This window comes from Rhizobium sullae, from assembly GCF_900169785.1.
Taxonomy (GTDB): Bacteria; Pseudomonadota; Alphaproteobacteria; order Rhizobiales; family Rhizobiaceae; genus Rhizobium; species Rhizobium sullae.
Genome location: NZ_FWER01000016.1, coordinates 58,716 through 79,249 on the forward strand (window position 1 = coordinate 58,716; position 20,534 = coordinate 79,249).

The following is a 20,534-nucleotide window of genomic DNA, read 5'->3' on the forward strand; positions in this document are numbered from 1 at the left end:
CATTTTGACGGCACGGCTGGTCGAGAAGGAAGGTTTTGCAGCACTTGTCCTGAGGCTGCGGGCGGAGGGGATATCGGACATCGACCTCCTGACCGCCGTCGAGCAGACGCCGCGCACGCTCTTCGTGCCGCCGCAATTTGCCGACGATGCCTATTCCACCCGGACGATCCCGATCGAGTGCGGCTCGTTCCTGGAGGGCGTCGATCTCGCTGTCCGTATCCTTTATCTTTTGAAGGTGAAGCCCGGCCAGCGTGTGCTGGAAGTGGGTACCGGCAGTGGTTTCACCGCAGCTGTCATCGGCCGCATTGCCGAGCGCGTTTTGACGATCGACCGCTACAAGACGCTGACGGCCAATGCGCAGCGCCGCATGGATCAGCTCGGCCTTCGCAGCGTCATCGTCCGCCAGGCCGACGGCAGCAATGGCCTGCAGGGCGAGGGGACTTTCGACCGCATCCTTGTTACAGCCGCTTTCAATTCCATGCCGCGCTTTTATGCGGACCAGCTCGTCTCCGGCGGTTCGATGATCGCACCGCTGATGATGTCCGAGGACCAGTGCCGCATGGTGCGGCTGACGAAGACCGGCAGCCGTTTCGAGCGCGAAGAGCTTTTCGACGTGCCCTATCTGTCGATCGTGCCGAGACTGGCTTCCCAGCTCTGACGGGCATTCCCTCGGCATTTTCCGGGTGTCGGGCGTCTGCGATTTCTCACCCGCAAAACTATGGTTATCAATTCCTCAAAAAAATCGCACTGATTCCAGCGCTTTAACCGGGTGGTAACACTAACGCGCTTTAATATGCCCACGAATGGTTGAGTTATGAGTGGGTCGAGTCATGCGTTTTAGCGTTTCGCCAAAGTTCGGAAAGCCGGCCGGCAATATCTTGTTTGTTGCCTTGTTGGCAAGCGCCGCTACGGGCTGCAGTTCGGATGTGACCCGCTTCGGCGGCCTCTTTGCCGGGTCGGGTCAAGATCAGATGACGACCGGTTCTGTGCCGAGGCGGAACATGAGTGGCTCACAGGGCGATCCTGTCCCGAGCGCCGATCTTCAGTCCGGAATGGCGCAACCCTCATACAATGCCAGCAATAATGCATTGAATCAGCCTTATCCGGCGACAACCGCAACGACCCGCTCCAGCGCGCGCCTTGCCTCCGCTCCGGTTTCCGTCCAGCGCACCGAACTTGCGGCGCCGGCGGGCGCATCCTCGATGCCGTCGCGTGAAAAGCAGGTCGCGATGGCGCAGGCGTTCCCTGCGTCGTCCTCGGGATCGCAGGCTCCGCGCCAGATGCAGGCCGCTCCGAAGCTGGCTGCACCCGATCAGATGACGACAGGCACGACGCCGAAGGTTTCTGGCTGGTCCGCCGCTAATGCGCCTTCCGTCCTGGTTCGTCCGGGCGAAAATCTGACGACCCTCGCCAACCGCTACGGCGTTCCCGAAAAGGAAATCCTTCGCGTCAACAACATGAAGTCGGCCGCTGCCATCAAGCCGGGCGAAACGATCCTCATCCCGACCTTCAACGGCGGCAGGAATGCGGCCAAGGCTTCGGCGCAGGCCGCCGACATTTCCAAGAGTGGCAAGCTTCCGCAGCCGTCGAAGACGCCGGACCAGAACCTCGCGGTACTGCCGGCTGCGAACGCTGCTCGCGACAAGTCGCAGGCAAGCACAGATGCTGCCGCGGGCAAGATTGCGGCCGGTGCCGGAAAGGATCCGAAAGCAGGCGGCGGCACTTACACGGTCAAGCCGGGCGATTCTCTCGCCAAGATTGCCAGGGCGACTGGCACGAAAATCGACGACATCAAGGCTGCGAATAATCTCTCGGCAACCTCCATCCGCATCGGCCAGACGCTGACGATCCCGAACGGCTCCGCTTCCGCCGATCAGACGAAGACTGCGTCCATTCCGGCCAAGGCCGAACCGAAGCCTGCGTCCCCTGCCGCAGTTGAAACGGCCTCCGCTCAGCCGGCCTCCTACCAGCCGCCGGTTGCAACGCAGACCGTCGATGAAGTCCAGAAGAAGTCCGACGTCGCCTCAGCCGCCCCGGAATCGACCGGCATCGGCAAATATCGTTGGCCGGTCCGCGGGGCCGTCATCGCGGCCTATGGCGCAAACGTCAACGGCAGCCGCAACGATGGTATCGACATCTCGGTGCCGCAGGGCACGCCGATCAAGGCCGCCGAAAACGGTGTGGTCATCTATGCGGGCAACGGCCTGAAGGAACTCGGCAACACCGTTCTCATCCGCCACGACGACGGCACCGTGACCGTCTACGGCAATGCCGACACGCTGAGCGTCGCCCGCGGCCAGAAGATCCAGCGCGGACAAACCGTCGCCGTCTCCGGCATGAGCGGCAGCGTCAAGCAGCCGCAGGTCCACTTCGAAGTCCGCAAGGACGCCTCGCCGGTCAATCCGATCACCTTCCTCGAATAGGTAAAGCGTCTCGGGGAAGTGCAAAAGCCCGGCCGACCGCCGGGCTTTTGTCGTTTTGCACTGGCTATAGCCTGTTTAGCTGCGGGCGAGAGCGATCCGCATGCGCCCTGCAAGATCCTGGATATACTGCCATGCGACGCGGCCGGAGCGCGCACCGCGCGTGGTCGCCCATTCCAGCGCTTCAGCATGCATCTTCTCGCGGTCGAGTGTCAGCTTGAAATGCTCGGCATAGCCGTCGATCATTGTGAGGTAGTCTTCCTGGCTACATTTGTGGAAGCCGAGCCAGAGACCGAAACGGTCGGAAAGCGATACCTTCTCTTCGACGGCCTCGGATGGATTGATGGCGGTCGACTGCTCGTTCTCCATCATGTGGCGCGGCAGCAAGTGGCGGCGGTTGGAGGTGGCGTAGAAAAGCACGTTGTCCGGCCGGCCTTCGATGCCGCCGTCGAGCGCTGCCTTCAGTGACTTGTAGGCGGTATCGTCATGGTCGAAGGAAAGGTCGTCGCAGAAAACGATGACGCGATGCGGCGCCTCCTTCAGGATATCGAGCAGCGTCGGCAGGCTCGCAATGTCTTCGCGATGCACCTCCACGAGCTTCAGCGAAACGCCGCTTTCCTGGCGAACGTCTTCATGGACCGCCTTGACCAACGACGACTTGCCCATGCCGCGCGCACCCCAGAGCAGCACGTTGTTGGCAGCAAACCCGTCGGCAAAACGCACTGTATTCTCGTGCAGGATGTCGCGCACATGGTCGACGCCACGGATGAGTTTCAAGGCCACACGGTTCGGCCGTGCGACGGGCTGCAGGTGCGTGCGGGCGGGCGACCAAACGAAACAGTCGGCGGCATTCCAGTCGTTGGGGCCGGGTGCCGGACCCGCCAACCGCTCGACCGCGTCGGCAAGCCGCCGCAGCTCCTGCAAAATGACGCTGTTCAATTCTTCGGCCATCGCATGTCCTCCTGAATTTCCTGCCGCGGCGTCCGCGCCAAAATTTTCGATGCGGAGTAGCATGGCCTTTCCAAAGCGGAAAGGTTATGAGACAGGGGAATCGGTACGCCCGCAGGCTGTTTTTGTTGCATTCATCCTTGCCGCAACTATAGTCCGGCCACCCGAAAAAGAGAGGCGGATATACGCCGCCCGTAGTTGAGGAGCCTATCAATGTTCATCACCCCGGCATTTGCCCAGGCCGCACCGGATGCCGCTGCGTCGCCATTCGGCTCCGGCTTCGAAATGATCATCCTGTTCGTGCCACTGATGGTCGTCTGGTACTTCCTGCTGATCCGTCCGCAGCGCGCCCAGGCCAAGAAGCGTGCAGAAGCGCTGAGCGCGATCCGCCGCGGTGACCAGGTGGTCACGGCCGGCGGCCTCGTCGGCAAGGTGACCAAGGTCGTCGACGACAAGGAATTGGAAGTCGAAATCGCTGAAGGCGTGCGCGTCCGCGTGGTCCGTAGCGGTATCGCAGACGTTCGCGTGAAGGGCGAGCCCGTAAAAGCAGACGCCGCGTAATTCCGGCAGGCAGAGCAGCCGGATCAGAGGTGTCGAGACTGAAATGCTCCATTTTTCGAGTTGGAAAACAGTTCTGATCTGGCTCATTGTCTTTGTGGCGGCGCTCTGCGCCGCCCCAAATCTTTTCACGGACGCCTCGCTGCCAAGCTGGCTGCCGCACAAGCGGGTGGCCCTCGGCCTCGATCTTCAGGGCGGCTCGCATATCGTGCTGAAGGCGGAGCGCTCCGATATCGTTAGGGAGCGGCTCGAAAGCACGGTTGCGAGCGTGCGCGGCAGGCTGCGCGAAGCCGGAATTCGCTATACCGGGCTGGCCGGCACCGGGCAGACCATTCAGGTCCGCATCACCGATCCGAGTGAGGTCGATCGCGCCGTCACCATTCTGACCCCGGTGACGGCACCGGCCGCCGGCGCCCCGGATCCCGAAGTCACGCTCTCGAAAGGCAATGACGGCCAGCTGACGCTGCAGATCACCGGCAAAGCGATCGACCGCAGCCTGTCGGCGACCCTCACGCAATCCGTCGAGATCGTCGGCCGCCGCGCCGTCGAAGCGGGCGGGATCGATCCCGTCATCGAAACCCGCGGCGCTGATCGATTATCCGTCCAGGTGCCGGGTCTCGCCGACTCGCAGCGGTTCAAGGATCTCTTGAGCCAGGATGGCCGGCTCTCCTTCCACTTGATTGATAGCAGTGTGTCGCCGCAGGATGCGATGCGCGGCACGGTACCGTCGCGCTCGCGGATCGTCTATTCGCCGGACGATCCGCCGGACGTCTACCTTGTCGAGCGCGCTGAAGTGCTGTCGTCGGCTGATCTCGGCGATTTCCAGGTCAAGCCTGGCAACGACGAAGACAGCTCCATCCTGACCTTTCGCTTCAATCCCGAGAGTGCCAGGCGGTTTGGCGAGCTGACGCGAAAGAATGTGGGGCGGTCGTTCGCAGTCCTGTTGGACGATCAGGTCATTGCCACGTCTGATATCCGCGAACCGGTCACGGGCGATAGAGGACAGATAGCGCTTAACTATTCTCCGGAGGAGACTGAAGATCTTGCCGCGATACTGCGCTCCGGCGCGCTTCCCGTCACGCTGACGATCGTCGAGGAACGGACGATCGATCCCGGCCTCGGCGCCGGCTCGATCCGCTCCGGTCTCGTCGCAGGGGGCGTCGGCGCCGTTCTGGTGATCGGCCTGATGGTGGCGCTCTACGGCGTGCTCGGTGTGATTGCCGGCGCCGCGCTTGTCGTCAACATCATGATGATCCTTGCCGTTCTCAGCCTGTTCGGAGCGCCGCTGACCTTGCCGGGTGTTGCCGGCATCGTGCTGACGATCGGCATTGCGGTCGATGCCACCGTTCTGATCTACGAGCGCATGCGCGAAGAGGTAAAAGGCGGCATGCATCTCGATCAGGCGATCGGTGTGGGCTATTCGAGAGCCTTTATGACCGTCGTCGATGCCAATATCACGACCTTGATTGCCGCCGCGATCCTCTTCTATCTCGGAAGCGATGCCATCCGCGGTTTTGCGGTCACGCTTGCGATCGGCATTCTAACGACGGCTTTCACTGCTTTCGTCTTCACGCGCCCGCTGGTCGTTGCCTGGGTGCGCCACCGTCGCCTCAAGCATCTGCCGAAGAGCGTCCATACCGATCTCTTCGACGGCACGAACATCCGCTTCATGGGCATCCGCCGCTACAGCTTCACCGCGCTTGCGGCCCTTTCGCTCGTCTCTATGCTGGCGGTAACGGCGATCGGCATGAAACTCGGCATCGATTTCACCGGCGGCTCCGTCATCGAAGTGAGGTCGAAGCAGGGGCCGGCCGATCTCGATGACATCCGCGTGCGGCTGGGCGAACTCAATATCGGCGACGTCCAGACCAGGCGCCTCCGCGATGCCTCAAACGCCATCATCCGCATTGAAGCCCAAGGCGGCGGCGAAAATGCCGAACAGTCGGCAATCACGCTTGTGCGGAGCGAGCTTGCGGACCAGTATGATTTCCGACGCGTCGAAACTGTCGGCCCCGCGGTTTCTGGCGAGCTGACGAAGACGGCGACGCTCGGCATCCTTGCCTCGCTCGCCGCGATCCTCATCTACATCTGGTTCCGCTTCGAATGGCAGTTCGCCATCGGCGCCATCATCGCGACGTTGCACGACGTCATTCTGACGCTCGGTTTCTTCGTTGTCACCGGCATCGAGTTCAATTTGACGAGCGTCGCCGCATTGCTCGTGATCGTCGGCTATTCGCTGAACGATACGGTGGTCGTTTACGACCGCATGCGCGAAAACCTGAGGCGCTATGCGCGCATGCCGCTGCCAATCCTGATCGACGCCTCGATCAACCAGACGCTGTCGCGCACGATCCTGACCGCGGCCACGACACTTCTTGCGCTGCTCGCTCTCTATCTTTTCGGGGGCGAGGTCATCCGCTCCTTCGCGCTCGTCATGCTTTTCGGCGTTGCCGTCGGCACCTTCTCCTCCATCTATATAGCTGCACCGGTACTGATCCTCTTCCGCCTTCGCCCGAAGGCCTTCGACGACAACGAGGATGGCGCCACCGATGAAAAATCCGGAAAGGCCACAGTGTAAGCCATGGCGAAAGGAATTGAAATCCGCGAGGCCCATTTCCCCGGCCGCGCTCCGGTCGACACGTACGGCAATGGCGGCTTCCGCTTTGCCGATATGTCGCATCGCGGCTCCATCCTCTGCCTTCCATCCGGTATCTACGGCTGGGAGATGGATACGTCGAAGCCGCTCTCCGTCGATAATTTTCAGAGGGTGCTGGACGAGGCGGGCGATATCGAGGTTCTGCTGGTCGGGACCGGCACCGAACTTCGCCGCCTGCCGTCGGAGCTGAAGCATGCACTGAAGGTCCGCGGCATCTCCTCTGACCCGATGAGCACGGGTGCTGCCGTCCGCACCTTCAACATCATGCTCGCGGAATCCCGCGCCGTTGCGGCCGCCCTGATTGCGGTCTGACGATGACGGAACAGCCGATGAGCAACCAGGAGATTTGCCTGGCGATGCTGCGCGACAGTGATCGCGACCGCTATCTCGCCTGCCTACTGTCCTCGGAGGACAAGCGCGGCGCGCTCGCCGCCCTTTACACCTTCAATGCCGAACTCGCCCGCATCCGCGATCTCGTGCACGAGCCGCTGCCCGGCGAGGTCCGCATGCAATACTGGCGCGATCTGTTGGAGGGCAGCGCCCACGGCTCGACCGAGGCTAATCCTGTTGCCGCATCCTTGCTGAGCGCGATCGAAGCCCACCGCCTGCCGCGTCAGACACTCGTCAACATGATCGATGCGCGCATCTTCGATCTCTACGACGATCCGATGGAAACCCGCACCTCGCTCGAAGGCTATGCCGGTGAAACGGCGTCCGCTCTGATCCAGCTGGCAAGCCTCGTCCTGTCGGCGGAGGAGGCGGCGAAATCTACCGAAGCCGCAGGCCATGCCGGCGTCGCGCAGGCCGTCGCCGGCGCGTTGCTTCTGATGCCGCTGCACCGCCACCGGGGCCAGCTCTATATTCCACTTGAAATTCTGAGCGCCACCGGCCTCGACCGCGAAAGCTTTCTGGCGGGCAAGGACAAGGCGCGCATTTCTGCCGCTATCGAGGCCTTCGCCGGCCTCGGCCGCGATCACCTGGCAAAGGCCCGTGCCGCGCCGCTCCCGCCGACCGTTTTCCCGGCCTTCCTGCCTGTGACGCTTGCTGAGCCGGTGCTCGTGAAGGCGCAGAAGGCCGGTGCCGCGCTTTTCGACCAATCGCTGCAACCGCCGCAATGGCGCCGCCAGCTCGGCATGATGTTGGCGCTGATGCGCAAGAAAATCTGAATCTGTTCAAATTCGCGCAAGGCTCGGGCACTATAAGTGGATAACAGTTATGCCTGAATCGGAGAAACGGCGTTGAGCTTTATCGTCTGGTCCGTCATCTTTGCCCTCGTGGTCCTCCTAGCCTTCGTCGCGACCCGCATGGCCGCCAGGAACAAAGACGAGGAAGGCTTTCACGACACCGGTCTCGCGATCCTAGAGTTCAACCGCGCCTTCCCGCACGAGGCGATCCGCCAGCTTCAGGCGACGGCCGACGGCCAGGTGGTGTTCGTGCGTCTGCATGACAACAAGGCGGGCTTCATGCGCAACATGCACCGCCACTTCTCCTGCCATGTGCTGGAGCCGGGCAGGGTGCGCGTCGTCAGTTCGGAAACGGGCAAGGGTCTGGTCATCGATTTCCTCGATCACCCGCACCATAACGGTGTCTTCGAATTCGCCTCCGCCAAGGAGGCGGCCGAAGTCTCGCTCTGGCTGCTCGGCAATTACGTCGCCGACGCAGACCTTGCGCTGCCGCCGGCTGAAAAGCCGGCAGCCAACAAGCAATAAAAATCAGGCGCTTTCTGCAAGAGGCGCGCTCTGGCCGAGCCATGCGGCGCAATCGCCAAGCGCGCGCTTGGCGATCAACTGGCGTTTCAGGATGGTCTTGTCCTTGCCGCGGAAGCGCTTAACGCCTTCTGGCTTGACGATCGAACCCGGCTGCAGCTCCGGAAACAGGCCGAAATTGATGTTCATCGGCTGGAAGGAGCGCTTTCCCGGTTCCTCGTCGGTGACGAGATGCCCGCCGGTGATATGGCCAAGCAACGAACCGAGGGCGGTCGTTGCAGGTGGCAGCGAGACCGTTTCGTCTTTGCGCTCGGCAGCGGCGAAACGCCCCGCTAACAGCCCGACGCTGGCGCTTTCGACATAACCCTCGCAACCGGTGATCTGGCCGGCAAAGCGCAGTCCTGGTCGCGATTTCAGCGTCAGCGACGGATCGAGCAGCGTTGGCGAGTTGATATAGGTGTTGCGGTGCAGGCCGCCGAGGCGGGCGAATTCGGCGTTCTGCAAACCGGGGATCATCCGGAAGATTTCCGACTGTGTGCCGTATTTCAGCTTCGTCTGGAAACCGACCATGTTGTAGAGCGTGCCGAGCGCATTGTCCTGACGCAGCTGAACAACAGCATAGGCCTTCACCGATGGATTATGCGCATTGGTCAGTCCCATCGGCTTCATCGGGCCGTGGCGCAGCGTCTCGCGGCCGCGTTCGGCCATTACCTCGATCGGTAGGCAGCCGTCGAAATAGGGCGTGCCTTCCCATTCCTTGAAACCGACCGTATCGCCGGCAATCAGCGCGTCGACGAAGGCGCTGTACTGGTCTTCGTCCATCGGGCAGTTGATATAGTCCTTGCCGGTGCCGCCCGGGCCGACCTTATCGTAGCGCGATTGATACCAGCAGATATCCATGTCGATGCTGTCGCGATAGACGATTGGCGCAATCGCATCGAAGAAGGCAAGCGCGTCCGCACCTGTTTCCTCCTGGATTGCGGCAGCCAGCGACGGCGCCGTCAGTGGTCCGGTGGCCACGATCGCCAGATCCCACTCCTTCGGCGGCAGCCCGGTCACTTCCTCACGAACGACGGTAACGAGGGGATGCTCGTGGATTGCCTTCGTCACCGCGTCGGAAAAGCCGTCGCGATCGACGGCGAGCGCGCCGCCCGCCGGAACCTGATGCTTGTCCGCGCACGCCATGATCAGCGAGCCTGCCATGCGCATTTCCGCATGGATCACGCCGACGGCATTGCTCGTCGCATCGTCGGAGCGGAAGGAATTGGAGCAGACGAGCTCCGCAAGGCCGTCGGTCTTGTGCGCATCCGTGCCGCGCAGGCCGCGCATTTCGTGCAGGATGACCGGCACGCCGGCGCTGGCAATCTGCCATGCGGCCTCAGAGCCGGCGAGCCCGCCGCCAACGACGTGGATAGGGGAATAGGAGGAGGTCTTGTTCATGCGCGGCTGATATCACGCCTGACACGAACAGGGAACTCCCGGCATGAAAAAGCGCAGGCCTCATGCCGGCACCAGTTCCGTCGCTCCGCGCTCGAATTTTGCCGAAACCCTGCCCGTCTGGTTCCGTCGCGATGCCTTCTGCCGTTTGGCGGCCGCAACCGGCGCCGCTGCGGCTTGTTCGGTTTCGCTGACGATCCGCCGCAGAGCCTCGCGCGCCTTCTCGGCGAATTTCCGCTGCACTGGATTGTCGTAGTTATAGCGCTCGACCATGGCGAAGACGCGTGCAGCTTCCGGCTGACGGCCGGCCGCCGCTAGTGCCACGCCTTGCTTGTAGTGCGCCTGCGCGTCGTAGGGCGAGCGCTCGATGATGCGGCTGAATGTCCTTGCAGCTTCCTCGTAGCTGCCAAGCGCGAGGTGTGTGTCTCCAAGACGCAGATAGACCGGATTCGGATCGTCCACACGGCCGATAAGCGCCGTGAAGCCGGCTTCGGCCTCGTGCAGCTTGCCCTTCTCGAACAGCAGGCTCGCCAACCCGAATTCGGCACCCATATGGCCGGGGACGGTTTCGAGAAGCTGCCGGAACGCCGCTTCGGCATAGGCCTTGGCGCCGTCGCGGTACATCTGCAGTGCTTGCTCGTAGACGAAGCGGATGCTGCGGGGATGGATCACGTCGCCGAGATTGCGGCCGCTGCGCGTGCGAAACAATGTGCAGCTGACTCGGCGCTCTTCGGCGCCGAACACGTACTTGTAGGGCTCGTTGCCGCGCAGGAAGTCATATGTCTTGAAGCCGTCTGCTATCGCTCGGCGAATGCAGTAGCCATGCAGGATGAGGCCGGGCGAGGGCGTCTTCCAGGTCTCGTCGCGGCCGGTGATGTAAAAGAGGATCGACTTCTTCTGCCGGTCGATGATGTTGGCCAGTGCGCCGAGCGGCCGGTCGCCGTACCACACCACCGGAACATCGAGGTTGCCGTCCTTGAAGCTGTCCATCAGCAATTGGCGCGTCGCCCCGATCAGCCGTTCGGTGCGTTCCTTGCCCTTGCGTCCGACCCATTTCGTCCGCCACAGGTCGAAGAGAATATCGAGGTCGCGGTCGATGGTTTCCGGCGTCGCCATGGTGATGCGATAGTCATCGTCGCCCTCGACCTTGCGCAGGAAGCGCCGCAGTTTCTGACGCGTCTGGCTGCTCATCTTCTGTTCCAGATAGTCGTCGAAGCTCGATGGCAGGGTGACGACCGGGCAGACGCAGTTGTCTATGTTCTCGGGATTGCGCACAGAACTGTCGCGGAACATCACCTCCGGACCCTGCAGCGCGCGGACCAGTCCTTCACGCCGCTCCGGAGGGCCGCCGAAGTATTCCAGCTTCAGATGCGTCCAGTTCTGTCGCTTCAGATAGGCGGCAAATCCGGCGATCGCGTGCCGCTCATAGTCCGGCTGCGCGAGGAAGCCGGTATAGTCGGCCGAGAAATTGCCGGCCATGATGATCTCGTCGAAAAAGACGCCGTTCTTCTGATCATGCTGGGTCGTGATACGCAGCGGAAAGAACGCGACGTAAGGCGAGTGCTCTTCGCGTTCGCGCAGCGCTAGAATAAACCAACGTTTGCGATGAAAAAGATAGGACTTCAGCCATGTCCAGGACAGGAAGTGTTGCGCATGAGGATCGGCCATATAGACCCGATCCCACTCTTCGCGGACAGCCTCGAAGCCGGCTTCGGTGTCGATCACGTCAATGCGCATGGTCCCCTCCCAATACCCAATACATATTCGGGAGGCTTCATTTTAAGGGCAAATGCGGGGCTTCAAATATGCCGTTCGGATGAAACGTTTGCACTAAATATGATTAGCCGCCGGGGGTAGGGCCAGGGGCTAAAGCTCGCCGGAAACATGCGGGCTTGCGTTGATGAAGTTCCAGAGCGATTGGCTAATCGAGACGATCTCGGCGATCGATTTCTCCAGTGCCGCAATCTCTTTTTCGTCGAGCTGCTCGACCTTGCCGTAGCTAATTTCCTTGTCATCCTCGACGAAGCGCATCATCTGTGTACTGGAGATCTGGCCCTTGTCGTCGAAGGAATAGATGCAGTGGTTATACTTGTTGCGCATCTTGGATTCCTTCTTCATGCGCGCCATCGCGTGAAGAACGGCCTTGCGGTCCGCCGCGGGCGTTGAATGCAGCTTGGCGAGGCGCTCGACCAGGTCGATCCTCGCCCGCGTCGTGTTGAGCGTCAGGAACACGACGATCGCCGCGTCCTTGTCGATTTTGAGAAGATGGGCAATGATGTAAATCAGCAGGCTTTCCGTATTGGTCCAGACATAGTTCAGGCGGCCGACCCGCAGCAGCACGTCAGACATCGCCGCCATGAAAGCCTCCCTCCGTCGATCCTTTACTGAAACGATACTTCAGATCGCAGCGGGTGGCTTTTGTTTTCTTTTCCTGCCTGCTGCCATCAGTGTTCCTTGAATGCACGCGACATGCTGTCGGTGATCGGTTTCGTCAGATATTCGAAGAACGTGCGTTCGGATGTTTGGATCAGCACATCGGCCGGCATGCCGGGTACCGGACGGAAGCCATGAACGCGGCGGATCTCGTCGTCGGGTATCTGAACACGCACGATATAGACATCCTTCACTTGCTGTCCGGCATTCTCCTCGATCGAGTCCGCGGAGACGTAGAAGACCCTGCCGTCCAACACCGGCGTCGTGCGCCGGTTGAGCGCGGAAAGGCGGATGGAGGCCGTCTGTCCCTCATGCAATTGATCGATCGACGTGCGCAGCACCTGCGCTTCAATGATAAGCGGCACATGTGCAGGCAGAATTTCCATGATCGGCTTGCCGGTGGTGATGACACCGCCGGCCGTATGATAATAGGTGCGCACCACGGTGCCGTTGACCGGCGATCGGATGATCGTGCGCTCGAGAATGCCTGCTGCTTCGCGAACCTGCTCGCGCACGCTGTCGAGTTCGGATTCGGCGGTTTCCAGCGCGTCGAGTGCGGCCTGCTTGTTGGAGTTTACGGCGATGACCGCTTCTTGGCGGAACTTGGCGATTTCCGCCTCGCTTTCATTGAGTTCGCCGGTCAATCGCGAAATATCGCCTAACACATCGGCCATGGCGCGTTCGATTGCCAGGAGATCGGTCTTGCGCATGTAGCCTACCTTGACGAGGCGGGCCTTGGAATCGCGCTCTTCGGTCAGAAGCGCCAGCTGGCGCTCGAAGGACTCCCTCTGGCCGTTGTAGCCTTTGAAACGGTATTCCAAAGATTTGATGTTCTTCTCGATGAGATTGAGTTGTTCTTCCAGCTTGATCTGCTTGCTGTGGAAGATGACGTTCTGGCTCTGGATGATCGCGTTGACATCCGGATCGCTCACTTCGGCCATGACGATTTCGGGTATCTTGAATTGCTGGACGCCTTGGGCTTCGGCGCGCAACCGCGCCACCACCGCTTCCAGGCGCAAGCGCCGCAGTTTCAGCATCCGCTCGTTGGAGACCGCCGCCGTCGGGTCGAGCGTCACGAGGACATCACCTTCCTTGACGACATCGCCCTCGTTGACGCTCATGTCCTTGATGATGCCGCCTTCGAGATGCTGCACTATCTTGTTGTTGCCGGTCGCAACGAAGCTGCCCTGCGCAATGATTGCGGAGGCAAGCGGTGCGGTTGCCGCCCAGAAGCCGAAGCCGCCGAAAGAGGCGAAAAGGACGCCGAGCCCGATTATGCTGTGATAGCGGATGGAGCGCGGCACTTCGCTGTACCATTCGATCGCGTTGCCGGCCGGTTGCAGTTTCTTACTCACCATTGTCGTTACCTTCAATACGCGGTTGCGGCCGGCCGTTATTCTTGGAAAGCGCCTCCAGGACTTCGATGCGCTCGCCGAACATGGCGACGGAGCCCTCCTTCAGAAGCAGGATCTTGTCGACGCACTGAAGCAGGGCGGGGCGCTGCGTGATCGTTACCGTCGTGATGCCCTTTTTCTTCGCGTGGATGAGGGCACGCGCAAGTGCTGCCTCGCCCTGCGAATCGAGATTTGAGTTCGGCTCGTCCAAAACGACGAACTTCGGATCGCCGAAAAACGCGCGGGCAAGCGCGATGCGCTGCTTTTGGCCACCGGAAAGCGGAGCACCGTCGGCGGCAACCATTGTCTCGTAGCCCTGCGGAAAGCTCGCGATCAGCTCATGCACGTCGGCAAGCACGGCCGCCTCGAAGATCTGCTGATCTTCGACGTCATCGCGCATGCGCGATATGTTGGCCTTGATCGTGCCGGGGAAGAGCTGAACGTCCTGCGGCAGATAGCCGATGCTTTCGCCGAACTGCCGCTGGTCCCAGTTGCGCAGATCCATAAGGTCCAGGCGCACGTTGCCGGAGGTCGGCAGGATCGAGCCGACGAGCATCTTGCCGAGCGTCGTCTTGCCGGAGCCGGAATTGCCAATGATCGCCAGCGACTCGCCTTTCTTCAGGGAAAAGGAGATGCCGTTCAGGATAACCTTCTTCTGTGGCGGCGGAACGAAGAGGATGCGCTCGACATCCAGCCGGCCTTCCGGATTGGGAAGGCGCAGCCGCGGGAAGTTCAGTGGCGAGGTGACAAGCAACTGCTTGATCCTGCCGAAGGCAGACGCCGACTTGTTGAATTGCTGCCAGCCTTCGATTGCACCTTCGATCGGCGCCAGCGCGCGTCCAGAAACGATCGACGCCGCAATCACCATGCCACCCGTCATTTCGCCCGAAAGCGACAGATGGGCGCCCCAGCCGAGCAATGCGACCTGCGTGATCATACGGCAGGCCTTCGAGACGCCGGAGAAGACAATATTCCGGTCCTGCGCCGAGACGTGGGATTTCAGCGAGCCGGCCGTCTCGCGACCCCACATCTTCACCGCTTCGGGGATCATGGCGAGCGCGTTGATGATCTGTGAGTTGCGCGACATGGAATCGAGGTGGAAGTTCGCGCGGCTGAGATAGCCGTTCGCCTCTGCAAACTGGCGGGCTGTGAACTTCTGGTTCAGATAGGCGATGACGAAGAGCACCGCGCAGCAGATCATGATGATCAAGCCGAGATGCGGATGCACGAGATAGACCACGACGACGAAGAACGGCATCAGCGGCGCATCGAGAAAAGCGATGAGTGTCCCCGAGGTCAGGAAGGAGCGTAGTTGCTGCAGATCCTGCAGCGTCTGGTAGTCCTTCCCGTTGCCGTGCAGCGAGGCGCGGGCGGCGGCACTCAGGATTGGCGCGCCAAGCTGCACCTCGAGTTCGACCGCCGTGCGCATCAGAATGAAGCGCCGGATCGAATCCATGAAGGCCTGCAGGATGACGGCGCCGAGAACGGCAACCGTGAGCATGACCAGCGTATCCACAGAGCGGCTTGTCAGCACGCGGTCCGATATCTGGAAGAGGTAGAGAGGGATCGCCAGCAGCAGCACGTTGATCGCGATCGTGAAGGCCATCACGATGACCATGTTGCGCCGGACGGCAGCGATGCCCCTGGCAAGGCTGACGGCAAAATTCACCGGTTCGCTTCGCTTGTGGAAGCTGGCGCCGCCGCCACCGCCACCGCTGCCACCGCCGAAATCCGGAGTCTTGCCGTTGCTGCCACCATCGCTGCGCTGGCGGCGCTCGTTTTCCTTGATCGGGCCGCGGTTGCCATCGATGGTTTTGCCGAAGGGAACTGCGGGGTTAGCCTTTGCTTCGCTCTGATCGGCCGGTGGCTTGAGCGGCAGGACCGGCGTGTCGGGTGTCTGCCGGGCAACGAATTCCTCTGCATCCGCCTGCCGTGGCGATGGCGCGGGGTGAACGGCGGCTCGGGAGCGCAGGGGAACCAGCGGGAGCGGTTCTTCCGCTGGATTCTCACTCGGTTTCGGAGCTTTTGCGGCCTCCGGCTTGGTGGGCGAAACGGACTGTGCCGGCGCCGTGCGGTTCTCCGTGAGCTTTCGCAGGCTCGCCACCGCGTCGTCGATCGCCGATATGCAGGCGCCTGTCAGCGTGTCGTCAATACGGTCTGTGGGGCCCAGTCGGAGCGAGCGGTTGGCGGCAAGTGTATGTTTTGAGATATGATTCATGTAACGTCTCCCACTGGCTCCGGTTATGCGACGACGGTTTGCATTACGTCGGCCGGTTGCGCCAGCGTCCATGAAAGGTCATGATCTGGGTTGATGACGCCGTCCTCGGATCCGCTTAGCGGCTCGTCCTCCCCGAGGAATGCGATAACTTCATTGGCGAGATGATCGCTGTTGGGCTGTGATGCGCCGTGCTCCACCAGACCGCCCTGGATCAGGATGGCATCAGAATAGAGTTGGCCGGCCAAGTAGGTCGTCTGGCCGAAGCTGTCGTAGTCGGTGATCTGCGCGATGTTGACGACCGCATTGCTGCCGGTATCGATCTGGATGTGGACGCCCGCGTTGTGCTCGAGAATGTCCGAGACCGCCAGCGTCACGTCGTCGGAATCACCAAGGATGCTCACCTGCTTGACGATGTTTACATCGTAGAGATTGCCGGTGATGTAGAGAACGTTGAGTCCGGCATAGCCTTCGAAATTGACGTCATGCGCCAGTCCGGCCGGCATCGCCGCTTCGCGGTCTTCAATTGCCTTCTGCGCCTGTACCACATAGTCCGGCATCGCCTCGAAACGGTCGTTCCCGCCGACGTTGTGGATGGAAGCGAGGTTCCAAATCAGATTGTTGCCGGCTTGAACGGTTGCTCCCGGAGCACCGTCTTCGGCGCGTACCCAGTCATTGTCGTAGAGTATGGCGATCTGTGAAATGACATTCATGTCGAGAATGTCGCCGCCGACGATGATCAGGTCATATTGAATGCCGATCCCGAGGAAGGAGGCAAGGTTGACGGTGGAATTACCGCCGGTCAGCACCGTTGCCTCCGAACCGCTGGTCGTCACGGTCATCGTGTCGTTGTCGCTGATGAAGTGGTACTGCTCGATCCAGTTCACAAACGAGACATCGCCCTCGACCACGCTGACGCGCCAGGCCGTCGGGAAGATCGGCTCCTCCGACGATGCTGCGGCTTCGGGCTCTCCATTGTCGTAAGTGCTGCGCTCGAAAATCGCGATGTTCTTCGCAACGGTCGCCGCGCTGTCGTCCTGGTTGAAGACGGAAGCGATCTCGTCGCGATCGCTGTAGACGTAAACCTGCGAGATTGCGTCAATCTGATGGTAGTCCCCCATGACGGCGGTAACCGGCGACATGATCGCCGTCGCGGTGACCTCCACTACGTTTGCAAGCACATTCGCGCCTGCCGCCACATCGAGGCTGTTGCCGTCCGGTTCCAGCGGTACGTCGCTCTTTTCCGGTTCCGTCGGCGGCGTTGCGATGCCGCGGTCGGGCATGAAGTCATCGATTGAAGGCGCTTCTGCAACAAGTTGACCGTTCACATAAGGGCCGTCGATTTGGTCGTCGGCGAGCACGAAAATCTGCGGTGGGCCACCTTCCATGACCGGAGGGCCGCTCGCGCGTGCCGCCTGGATGTACTCGTGAATATCGTCCGCGATCGCCCGCAGGCCCTCCTGCGTATCGACGCGATCATAAGAAGAGAAGGGCGTAAAGACTTCCGCCTTCTCGCTGAATTCCATGAGGCGGTGCGTGACGAAGCTCGTGTCGCGCAGTTCCGGCTGCTCGCCGGTCATATTCAGATTGTCGTCGTCGATCAGCATATTCGCCTGGGCGACATGACTGATGACCGACCCTGGTCCCTGGAAGACCTCAAGTTCTTCTTCCTCGCCCGGAAGATAGACATTGGCGCCGAAGTGCGGAGCGCTGAGATCGCGCGATGCAATCTCGGCAAGCTTCTTCAAGGTCTCTTCGAATATGCCGCCGAGTTGGCGGGGATGCTCGTAGTTCACATCATAGCTGACGGAGCGGTAATCGACGCCCGGATCGTAATCTTTCAGTTGAAGGTGCGAAGCGAAGGCCGGGCTGAAAGGCTCGTCCTCTGACAGCGAAGGATCTGCTTCGCGCGGACGGGCGCCGTCCAGGTAATTGCTTCGCATCCGCGCTTCATCGGTGGCAGCGCCGAATAAGCCGATGAAATGGGCAACGATTTCGGAAATCTTCTCTGCATGCATGACGACCCCTCCCGTTCAGCACGGTGTCCGGCCCGAAAGGCGGCAAACTCATCGATGACGAGTCCTTCCCAGCCGCGCCTCAAGCCGCCAAGCTGCACCGGCGGAATGCCGGTGCAGCTTGTTTCTGGACTGGTTGGAGGTCAGGTTCCAGCGTCGGTGTCGTCGCCGGCCACGTTGCTGCCCACGTTGCTTTCGAAGGCATTGCTGAGCAGGTTGGCGCCCTGGACGACTTCCAGATGGAAGCCGGAGTTGGCAATGATCGCAGACGCGTCTGTCGTGCTGGCGCCTGTGACGTCATCGCCCGCGCCGCCTTCCCAGCCGCAATCGTTGATATCGATTCCTTCCGAGCCGAAGGCCTTGCCGCCGTCTGCGTTGAGATGGTTTTGGGCCCCTGAGTTATCCATCCTGATGTTCCAGGCGCTGTCCTGGTCGGCAAGATGGTTTGCCTGGACGGCGCTGAAGCCGTTGCCGCCGGCACCGAGCGAGCTGTTGAGGATGTTGTCGACATCAAGCGTGAACGAGAAGTTGTCACCGATGTTGAGGTTGCCGCCGGCGATCCCGAGGTTGTCGAAATCCTTGACGTCTTCCAGAACGGCGAAGTCTGTATCCGTCTTGTTGAAGCTGTCGGTTGTCGTCGTATTGTGGCTGTTCGTATCGGTTATCGTCTTGATATCGGTGTCGGTAATCGTCTTGATATCCGTTTCCGTCTTTGTACTGGTGATGACGTCGTTGTCACTGTACGACTTGCTGTCGTAGCTCCAGTCATAGTCGGTTTTGACGTCGGTATCGGTGATAGTGGTCGTCTTGATATCCGTATCGATATCAGTGACGGTCACCTCCTTGTTGTCGTAGCTCCAGTCATATTCATTGTCGCGGTTGTCGCCGTTATTGGCATCGACATCGATCTTGGAGTCCACGTCGACATCGAGGCTGTTGTCTGTGTTGTTGCGATTGTCACCATTGGCGATGCCGCCGACATAGCCGGTGGAGCCGTCATCGACGTCAGTATCATTGATGGCGGTATTGGCGAAACCATCGGCAAGTGCGCCGACATTCGTCTCGGTCTCATCGCCGCCACTCGGATAGTTGTAGTTAGTCATTTCGCTTAATCTCCAAAAAAAATTCGGAGCAGCCTTCGAAATCCCTTTCATCTCAACGGGATTTTGCTCGCGCTTGCTCCGATACTGTTACAGATCGGCAGATGTAAGCACTACCTTTTCATCTGCATTTGACGTTTTGGTTTGTAGACCAAACCCTTGTTTAACTGCGCGTTACTCAGTACAAAGGCGCAGGCATCCGGCTCCGCAATAGTAATATTGCAGATTTCATGCACTTATTTCCTTGAATTACCCCAGCTGAGACGCCGCGATACCGCAGGCACTAGGTGATATTCGACGCCTCCCATGTCGCCATTTGGCAACGATGCGACTGTGTCCGAGAAAATAGTTTGTTGATAGATACCAATTCGGGCTAGCGAATCAGGAGTTACTAGTAATGGCCAAAGGTAATCATGGAAGAACAGATCGGTGGGGCACCCGGATATCCAGCCGCGCCCTCGCAAACTGATGCCGCGGGGGCGCCGACCCGGCGTTCTGAAGGTTCAGCTTGCCGGATTTAGGGCAGGAAGGTTTTCATAAGTAACTTTTTAGTTCATTGCCCCAATGGTAAAATACCGAAAATAGTCTGTCTTTTATTATTGGCACATGAATACCATTTTGAGCCAAAAATATTGGAACATATAGCCCAGAAGTTAGCTATCTTACGTCTATGCAACCGTAACAATAGAAAATATCACTTTAAATTGGCAAAAACTAACCCATTTGGGCCATTTATTTTCGTATCTGTTCATATTACCATAATTAAGAAATGGCTAATAACTAAGGCAGAGAATTTTTAGGTACACCTCTTTGGGTGTTTTCACAGTATCGCCCAAAGCATCTGTAACGTGTAGCGCTATGGGGAGGCGTAAATGTTCATGACGGCGTCAAAGACGGGGGATGCCGACCAAAGCCGAAAGTTCGGCCCGGCCGGCGACACAATACTGGTCATTGCAAATGCGGATTTGTTCTCCGAATGCCTGGCAGAGGCTTTGGCGAAGAAATTTGCCGGCTGCGAAGTGGTCAGCAAAGGCTATTCAAAGGCCATGCTGGAGAACGACGCAAACGATGCCAAGCTCGTGCTCTTCTATCATATAGCAGGCGTCGAATTGAACGAGGCGCTTCAGGTCGTGCGGGAAAATCACCCCTCGACGTCGATCGGTCTCGTCGTCGAGGCGATCGACATGCTGGAACCCTACATAAACCGGCTGGTCGAAGCACGGGTCATCGACGGCGTGCTGCCGCTCAATCTTCGCCTGGACGTGTTCATGGCGGCCGTCGATCTTTTGATGAAAGGCGGCGAGCATTTCCCTTCGGCGTTGCTTAACCGGCTCACAGCCGCGCAGCCGGAGAAATCGCTTTACGAGACGAAGTCGGTCTCGGCAGCTGGTGCCGGTGCTCTAAGGCTTCGCCAAGGCGACCTTTCCGCGCTCACCACCCGCGAAGTTCAGATCCTTGATCTGATCTGCAAGGGCACGCAGAACAAGATCATCGCCGATGAGCTGCATCTTTCTGAAAACACGGTGAAGGTTCATGTACGGAACATCTATAAGAAGATGAACGTCCGCAACCGCACCGAGGCCGCATCGCGCTTCTTCAATAATGAAGCTGCCAACGCATCCGGTAGATGGCGCAACTAATTCTGTCTGGCC

The 20,534-nt window shown here is 60.0% G+C and carries 16 protein-coding genes; 8 read left to right on the forward strand and 8 right to left on the reverse strand.

The window, feature by feature from the left end; translation table 11 throughout:
• The first annotated feature begins 4 nt into the window (after nucleotides 1-4).
• Both BN1800_RS16300 and BN1800_RS16305 read left to right on the forward strand, forming a co-directional pair.
• Nucleotides 5-658 carry a protein-L-isoaspartate(D-aspartate) O-methyltransferase gene (locus tag BN1800_RS16300; RefSeq protein ID WP_086999411.1) on the forward strand — a complete coding sequence of 218 codons (654 nt, stop codon included), beginning with the start codon at nucleotides 5-7 and terminating at the stop codon, nucleotides 656-658.
• Between the two features lie 172 nt (nucleotides 659-830).
• Complete coding sequence (locus BN1800_RS16305) at nucleotides 831-2,423, forward strand: peptidoglycan DD-metalloendopeptidase family protein (RefSeq protein WP_027509314.1); 1,593 nt, start codon at nucleotides 831-833, stop codon at nucleotides 2,421-2,423.
• A gap of 75 nt (nucleotides 2,424-2,498) precedes the next feature.
• Here BN1800_RS16305 and BN1800_RS16310 read toward each other — a convergent pair whose 3' ends face one another.
• Nucleotides 2,499-3,371 carry an ATP-binding protein gene (locus BN1800_RS16310; protein ID WP_027509315.1) on the reverse strand — a complete coding sequence of 291 codons (873 nt, stop codon included), beginning with the start codon at nucleotides 3,369-3,371 and terminating at the stop codon, nucleotides 2,499-2,501.
• Nucleotides 3,372-3,581: 210 nt separating this feature from the next.
• Between BN1800_RS16310 and yajC the strand changes: the two genes are divergently transcribed.
• The 5 genes from yajC to BN1800_RS16335 all read left to right on the forward strand — a co-directional run bounded on the left by yajC (nucleotide 3,582) and on the right by BN1800_RS16335 (nucleotide 8,291).
• The gene (gene yajC / locus BN1800_RS16315) at nucleotides 3,582-3,929 is read left to right on the forward strand and encodes a preprotein translocase subunit YajC (protein ID WP_086999413.1); all 348 of its coding nucleotides are present in this window, start codon (nucleotides 3,582-3,584) and stop codon (nucleotides 3,927-3,929) included.
• Nucleotides 3,930-3,972: 43 nt separating this feature from the next.
• Complete coding sequence (gene secDF, locus BN1800_RS16320) at nucleotides 3,973-6,504, forward strand: protein translocase subunit SecDF (RefSeq protein WP_086999415.1); 2,532 nt, start codon at nucleotides 3,973-3,975, stop codon at nucleotides 6,502-6,504.
• A 3-nt stretch (nucleotides 6,505-6,507) separates the two neighbouring features.
• Nucleotides 6,508-6,894, forward strand: a complete 387-nt coding sequence (locus BN1800_RS16325) for an Mth938-like domain-containing protein (protein WP_086999417.1) — start codon at nucleotides 6,508-6,510, stop codon at nucleotides 6,892-6,894.
• A gap of 2 nt (nucleotides 6,895-6,896) precedes the next feature.
• On the forward strand, nucleotides 6,897-7,748 hold the full coding sequence (locus tag BN1800_RS16330; RefSeq protein WP_027509318.1) for a phytoene/squalene synthase family protein: 852 nt from the start codon (nucleotides 6,897-6,899) through the stop codon (nucleotides 7,746-7,748).
• A gap of 72 nt (nucleotides 7,749-7,820) precedes the next feature.
• Nucleotides 7,821-8,291, forward strand: a complete 471-nt coding sequence (locus BN1800_RS16335; RefSeq protein WP_086999419.1) for a hypothetical protein — start codon at nucleotides 7,821-7,823, stop codon at nucleotides 8,289-8,291.
• A 3-nt stretch (nucleotides 8,292-8,294) separates the two neighbouring features.
• Here the strand turns inward: BN1800_RS16335 and trmFO are convergent, their stop codons facing one another.
• The 7 genes from trmFO to BN1800_RS16370 form a co-directional block, all read right to left on the reverse strand.
• Nucleotides 8,295-9,728 carry a methylenetetrahydrofolate--tRNA-(uracil(54)-C(5))-methyltransferase (FADH(2)-oxidizing) TrmFO gene (gene trmFO / locus BN1800_RS16340; RefSeq protein WP_027509320.1) on the reverse strand — a complete coding sequence of 478 codons (1,434 nt, stop codon included), beginning with the start codon at nucleotides 9,726-9,728 and terminating at the stop codon, nucleotides 8,295-8,297.
• A gap of 60 nt (nucleotides 9,729-9,788) precedes the next feature.
• Nucleotides 9,789-11,462, reverse strand: a complete 1,674-nt coding sequence (locus BN1800_RS16345; RefSeq protein ID WP_086999421.1) for a GNAT family N-acetyltransferase — start codon at nucleotides 11,460-11,462, stop codon at nucleotides 9,789-9,791.
• A 129-nt stretch (nucleotides 11,463-11,591) separates the two neighbouring features.
• Nucleotides 11,592-12,083 carry a hypothetical protein gene (locus BN1800_RS16350; protein ID WP_027509321.1) on the reverse strand — a complete coding sequence of 164 codons (492 nt, stop codon included), beginning with the start codon at nucleotides 12,081-12,083 and terminating at the stop codon, nucleotides 11,592-11,594.
• An 86-nt stretch (nucleotides 12,084-12,169) separates the two neighbouring features.
• Nucleotides 12,170-13,516, reverse strand: coding sequence for an HlyD family type I secretion periplasmic adaptor subunit (locus BN1800_RS16355; protein WP_086999423.1), 1,347 nt, complete (start codon nucleotides 13,514-13,516; stop codon nucleotides 12,170-12,172).
• The gene (locus BN1800_RS16360; protein WP_086999426.1) at nucleotides 13,506-15,770 is read right to left on the reverse strand and encodes a type I secretion system permease/ATPase; all 2,265 of its coding nucleotides are present in this window, start codon (nucleotides 15,768-15,770) and stop codon (nucleotides 13,506-13,508) included. Before BN1800_RS16360 ends, BN1800_RS16355 begins: the two co-directional genes overlap by 11 nt.
• A 23-nt stretch (nucleotides 15,771-15,793) precedes the next feature.
• Complete coding sequence (locus BN1800_RS16365; RefSeq protein ID WP_086999428.1) at nucleotides 15,794-17,785, reverse strand: hypothetical protein; 1,992 nt, start codon at nucleotides 17,783-17,785, stop codon at nucleotides 15,794-15,796.
• 140 nt (nucleotides 17,786-17,925) lie between these two features.
• Nucleotides 17,926-18,885, reverse strand: a complete 960-nt coding sequence (locus tag BN1800_RS16370) for a fibrinogen-binding protein (protein ID WP_086999430.1) — start codon at nucleotides 18,883-18,885, stop codon at nucleotides 17,926-17,928.
• 869 nt (nucleotides 18,886-19,754) lie between these two features.
• Between BN1800_RS16370 and BN1800_RS16375 the strand changes: the two genes are divergently transcribed.
• Nucleotides 19,755-20,522 carry a helix-turn-helix transcriptional regulator gene (locus tag BN1800_RS16375; RefSeq protein ID WP_086999432.1) on the forward strand — a complete coding sequence of 256 codons (768 nt, stop codon included), beginning with the start codon at nucleotides 19,755-19,757 and terminating at the stop codon, nucleotides 20,520-20,522.
• The last annotated feature ends 12 nt before the right edge of the window (nucleotides 20,523-20,534 follow it).

Bases quoted from the DNA above. Each gene is read 5' to 3' on its own strand.
- BN1800_RS16305 (WP_027509314.1), top strand. From the start codon at position 831: ATGCGTTTTAGCGTTTCGCCAAAGTTCGGAAAGCCGGCCGGCAATATC.
- BN1800_RS16310 (WP_027509315.1), bottom strand. From the start codon at position 3,371: ATGGCCGAAGAATTGAACAGCGTCATTTTGCAGGAGCTGCGGCGGCTT.
- yajC (WP_086999413.1), top strand. From the start codon at position 3,582: ATGTTCATCACCCCGGCATTTGCCCAGGCCGCACCGGATGCCGCTGCG.
- secDF (WP_086999415.1), top strand. From the start codon at position 3,973: ATGCTCCATTTTTCGAGTTGGAAAACAGTTCTGATCTGGCTCATTGTC.
- BN1800_RS16325 (WP_086999417.1), top strand. From the start codon at position 6,508: ATGGCGAAAGGAATTGAAATCCGCGAGGCCCATTTCCCCGGCCGCGCT.
- BN1800_RS16330 (WP_027509318.1), top strand. From the start codon at position 6,897: ATGACGGAACAGCCGATGAGCAACCAGGAGATTTGCCTGGCGATGCTG.
- trmFO (WP_027509320.1), bottom strand. From the start codon at position 9,728: ATGAACAAGACCTCCTCCTATTCCCCTATCCACGTCGTTGGCGGCGGG.
- BN1800_RS16345 (WP_086999421.1), bottom strand. From the start codon at position 11,462: ATGCGCATTGACGTGATCGACACCGAAGCCGGCTTCGAGGCTGTCCGC.
- BN1800_RS16350 (WP_027509321.1), bottom strand. From the start codon at position 12,083: ATGGCGGCGATGTCTGACGTGCTGCTGCGGGTCGGCCGCCTGAACTAT.
- BN1800_RS16355 (WP_086999423.1), bottom strand. From the start codon at position 13,516: ATGGTGAGTAAGAAACTGCAACCGGCCGGCAACGCGATCGAATGGTAC.
- BN1800_RS16360 (WP_086999426.1), bottom strand. From the start codon at position 15,770: ATGAATCATATCTCAAAACATACACTTGCCGCCAACCGCTCGCTCCGA.
- BN1800_RS16365 (WP_086999428.1), bottom strand. From the start codon at position 17,785: ATGCATGCAGAGAAGATTTCCGAAATCGTTGCCCATTTCATCGGCTTA.
- BN1800_RS16370 (WP_086999430.1), bottom strand. From the start codon at position 18,885: ATGACTAACTACAACTATCCGAGTGGCGGCGATGAGACCGAGACGAAT.
- BN1800_RS16375 (WP_086999432.1), top strand. From the start codon at position 19,755: ATGTTCATGACGGCGTCAAAGACGGGGGATGCCGACCAAAGCCGAAAG.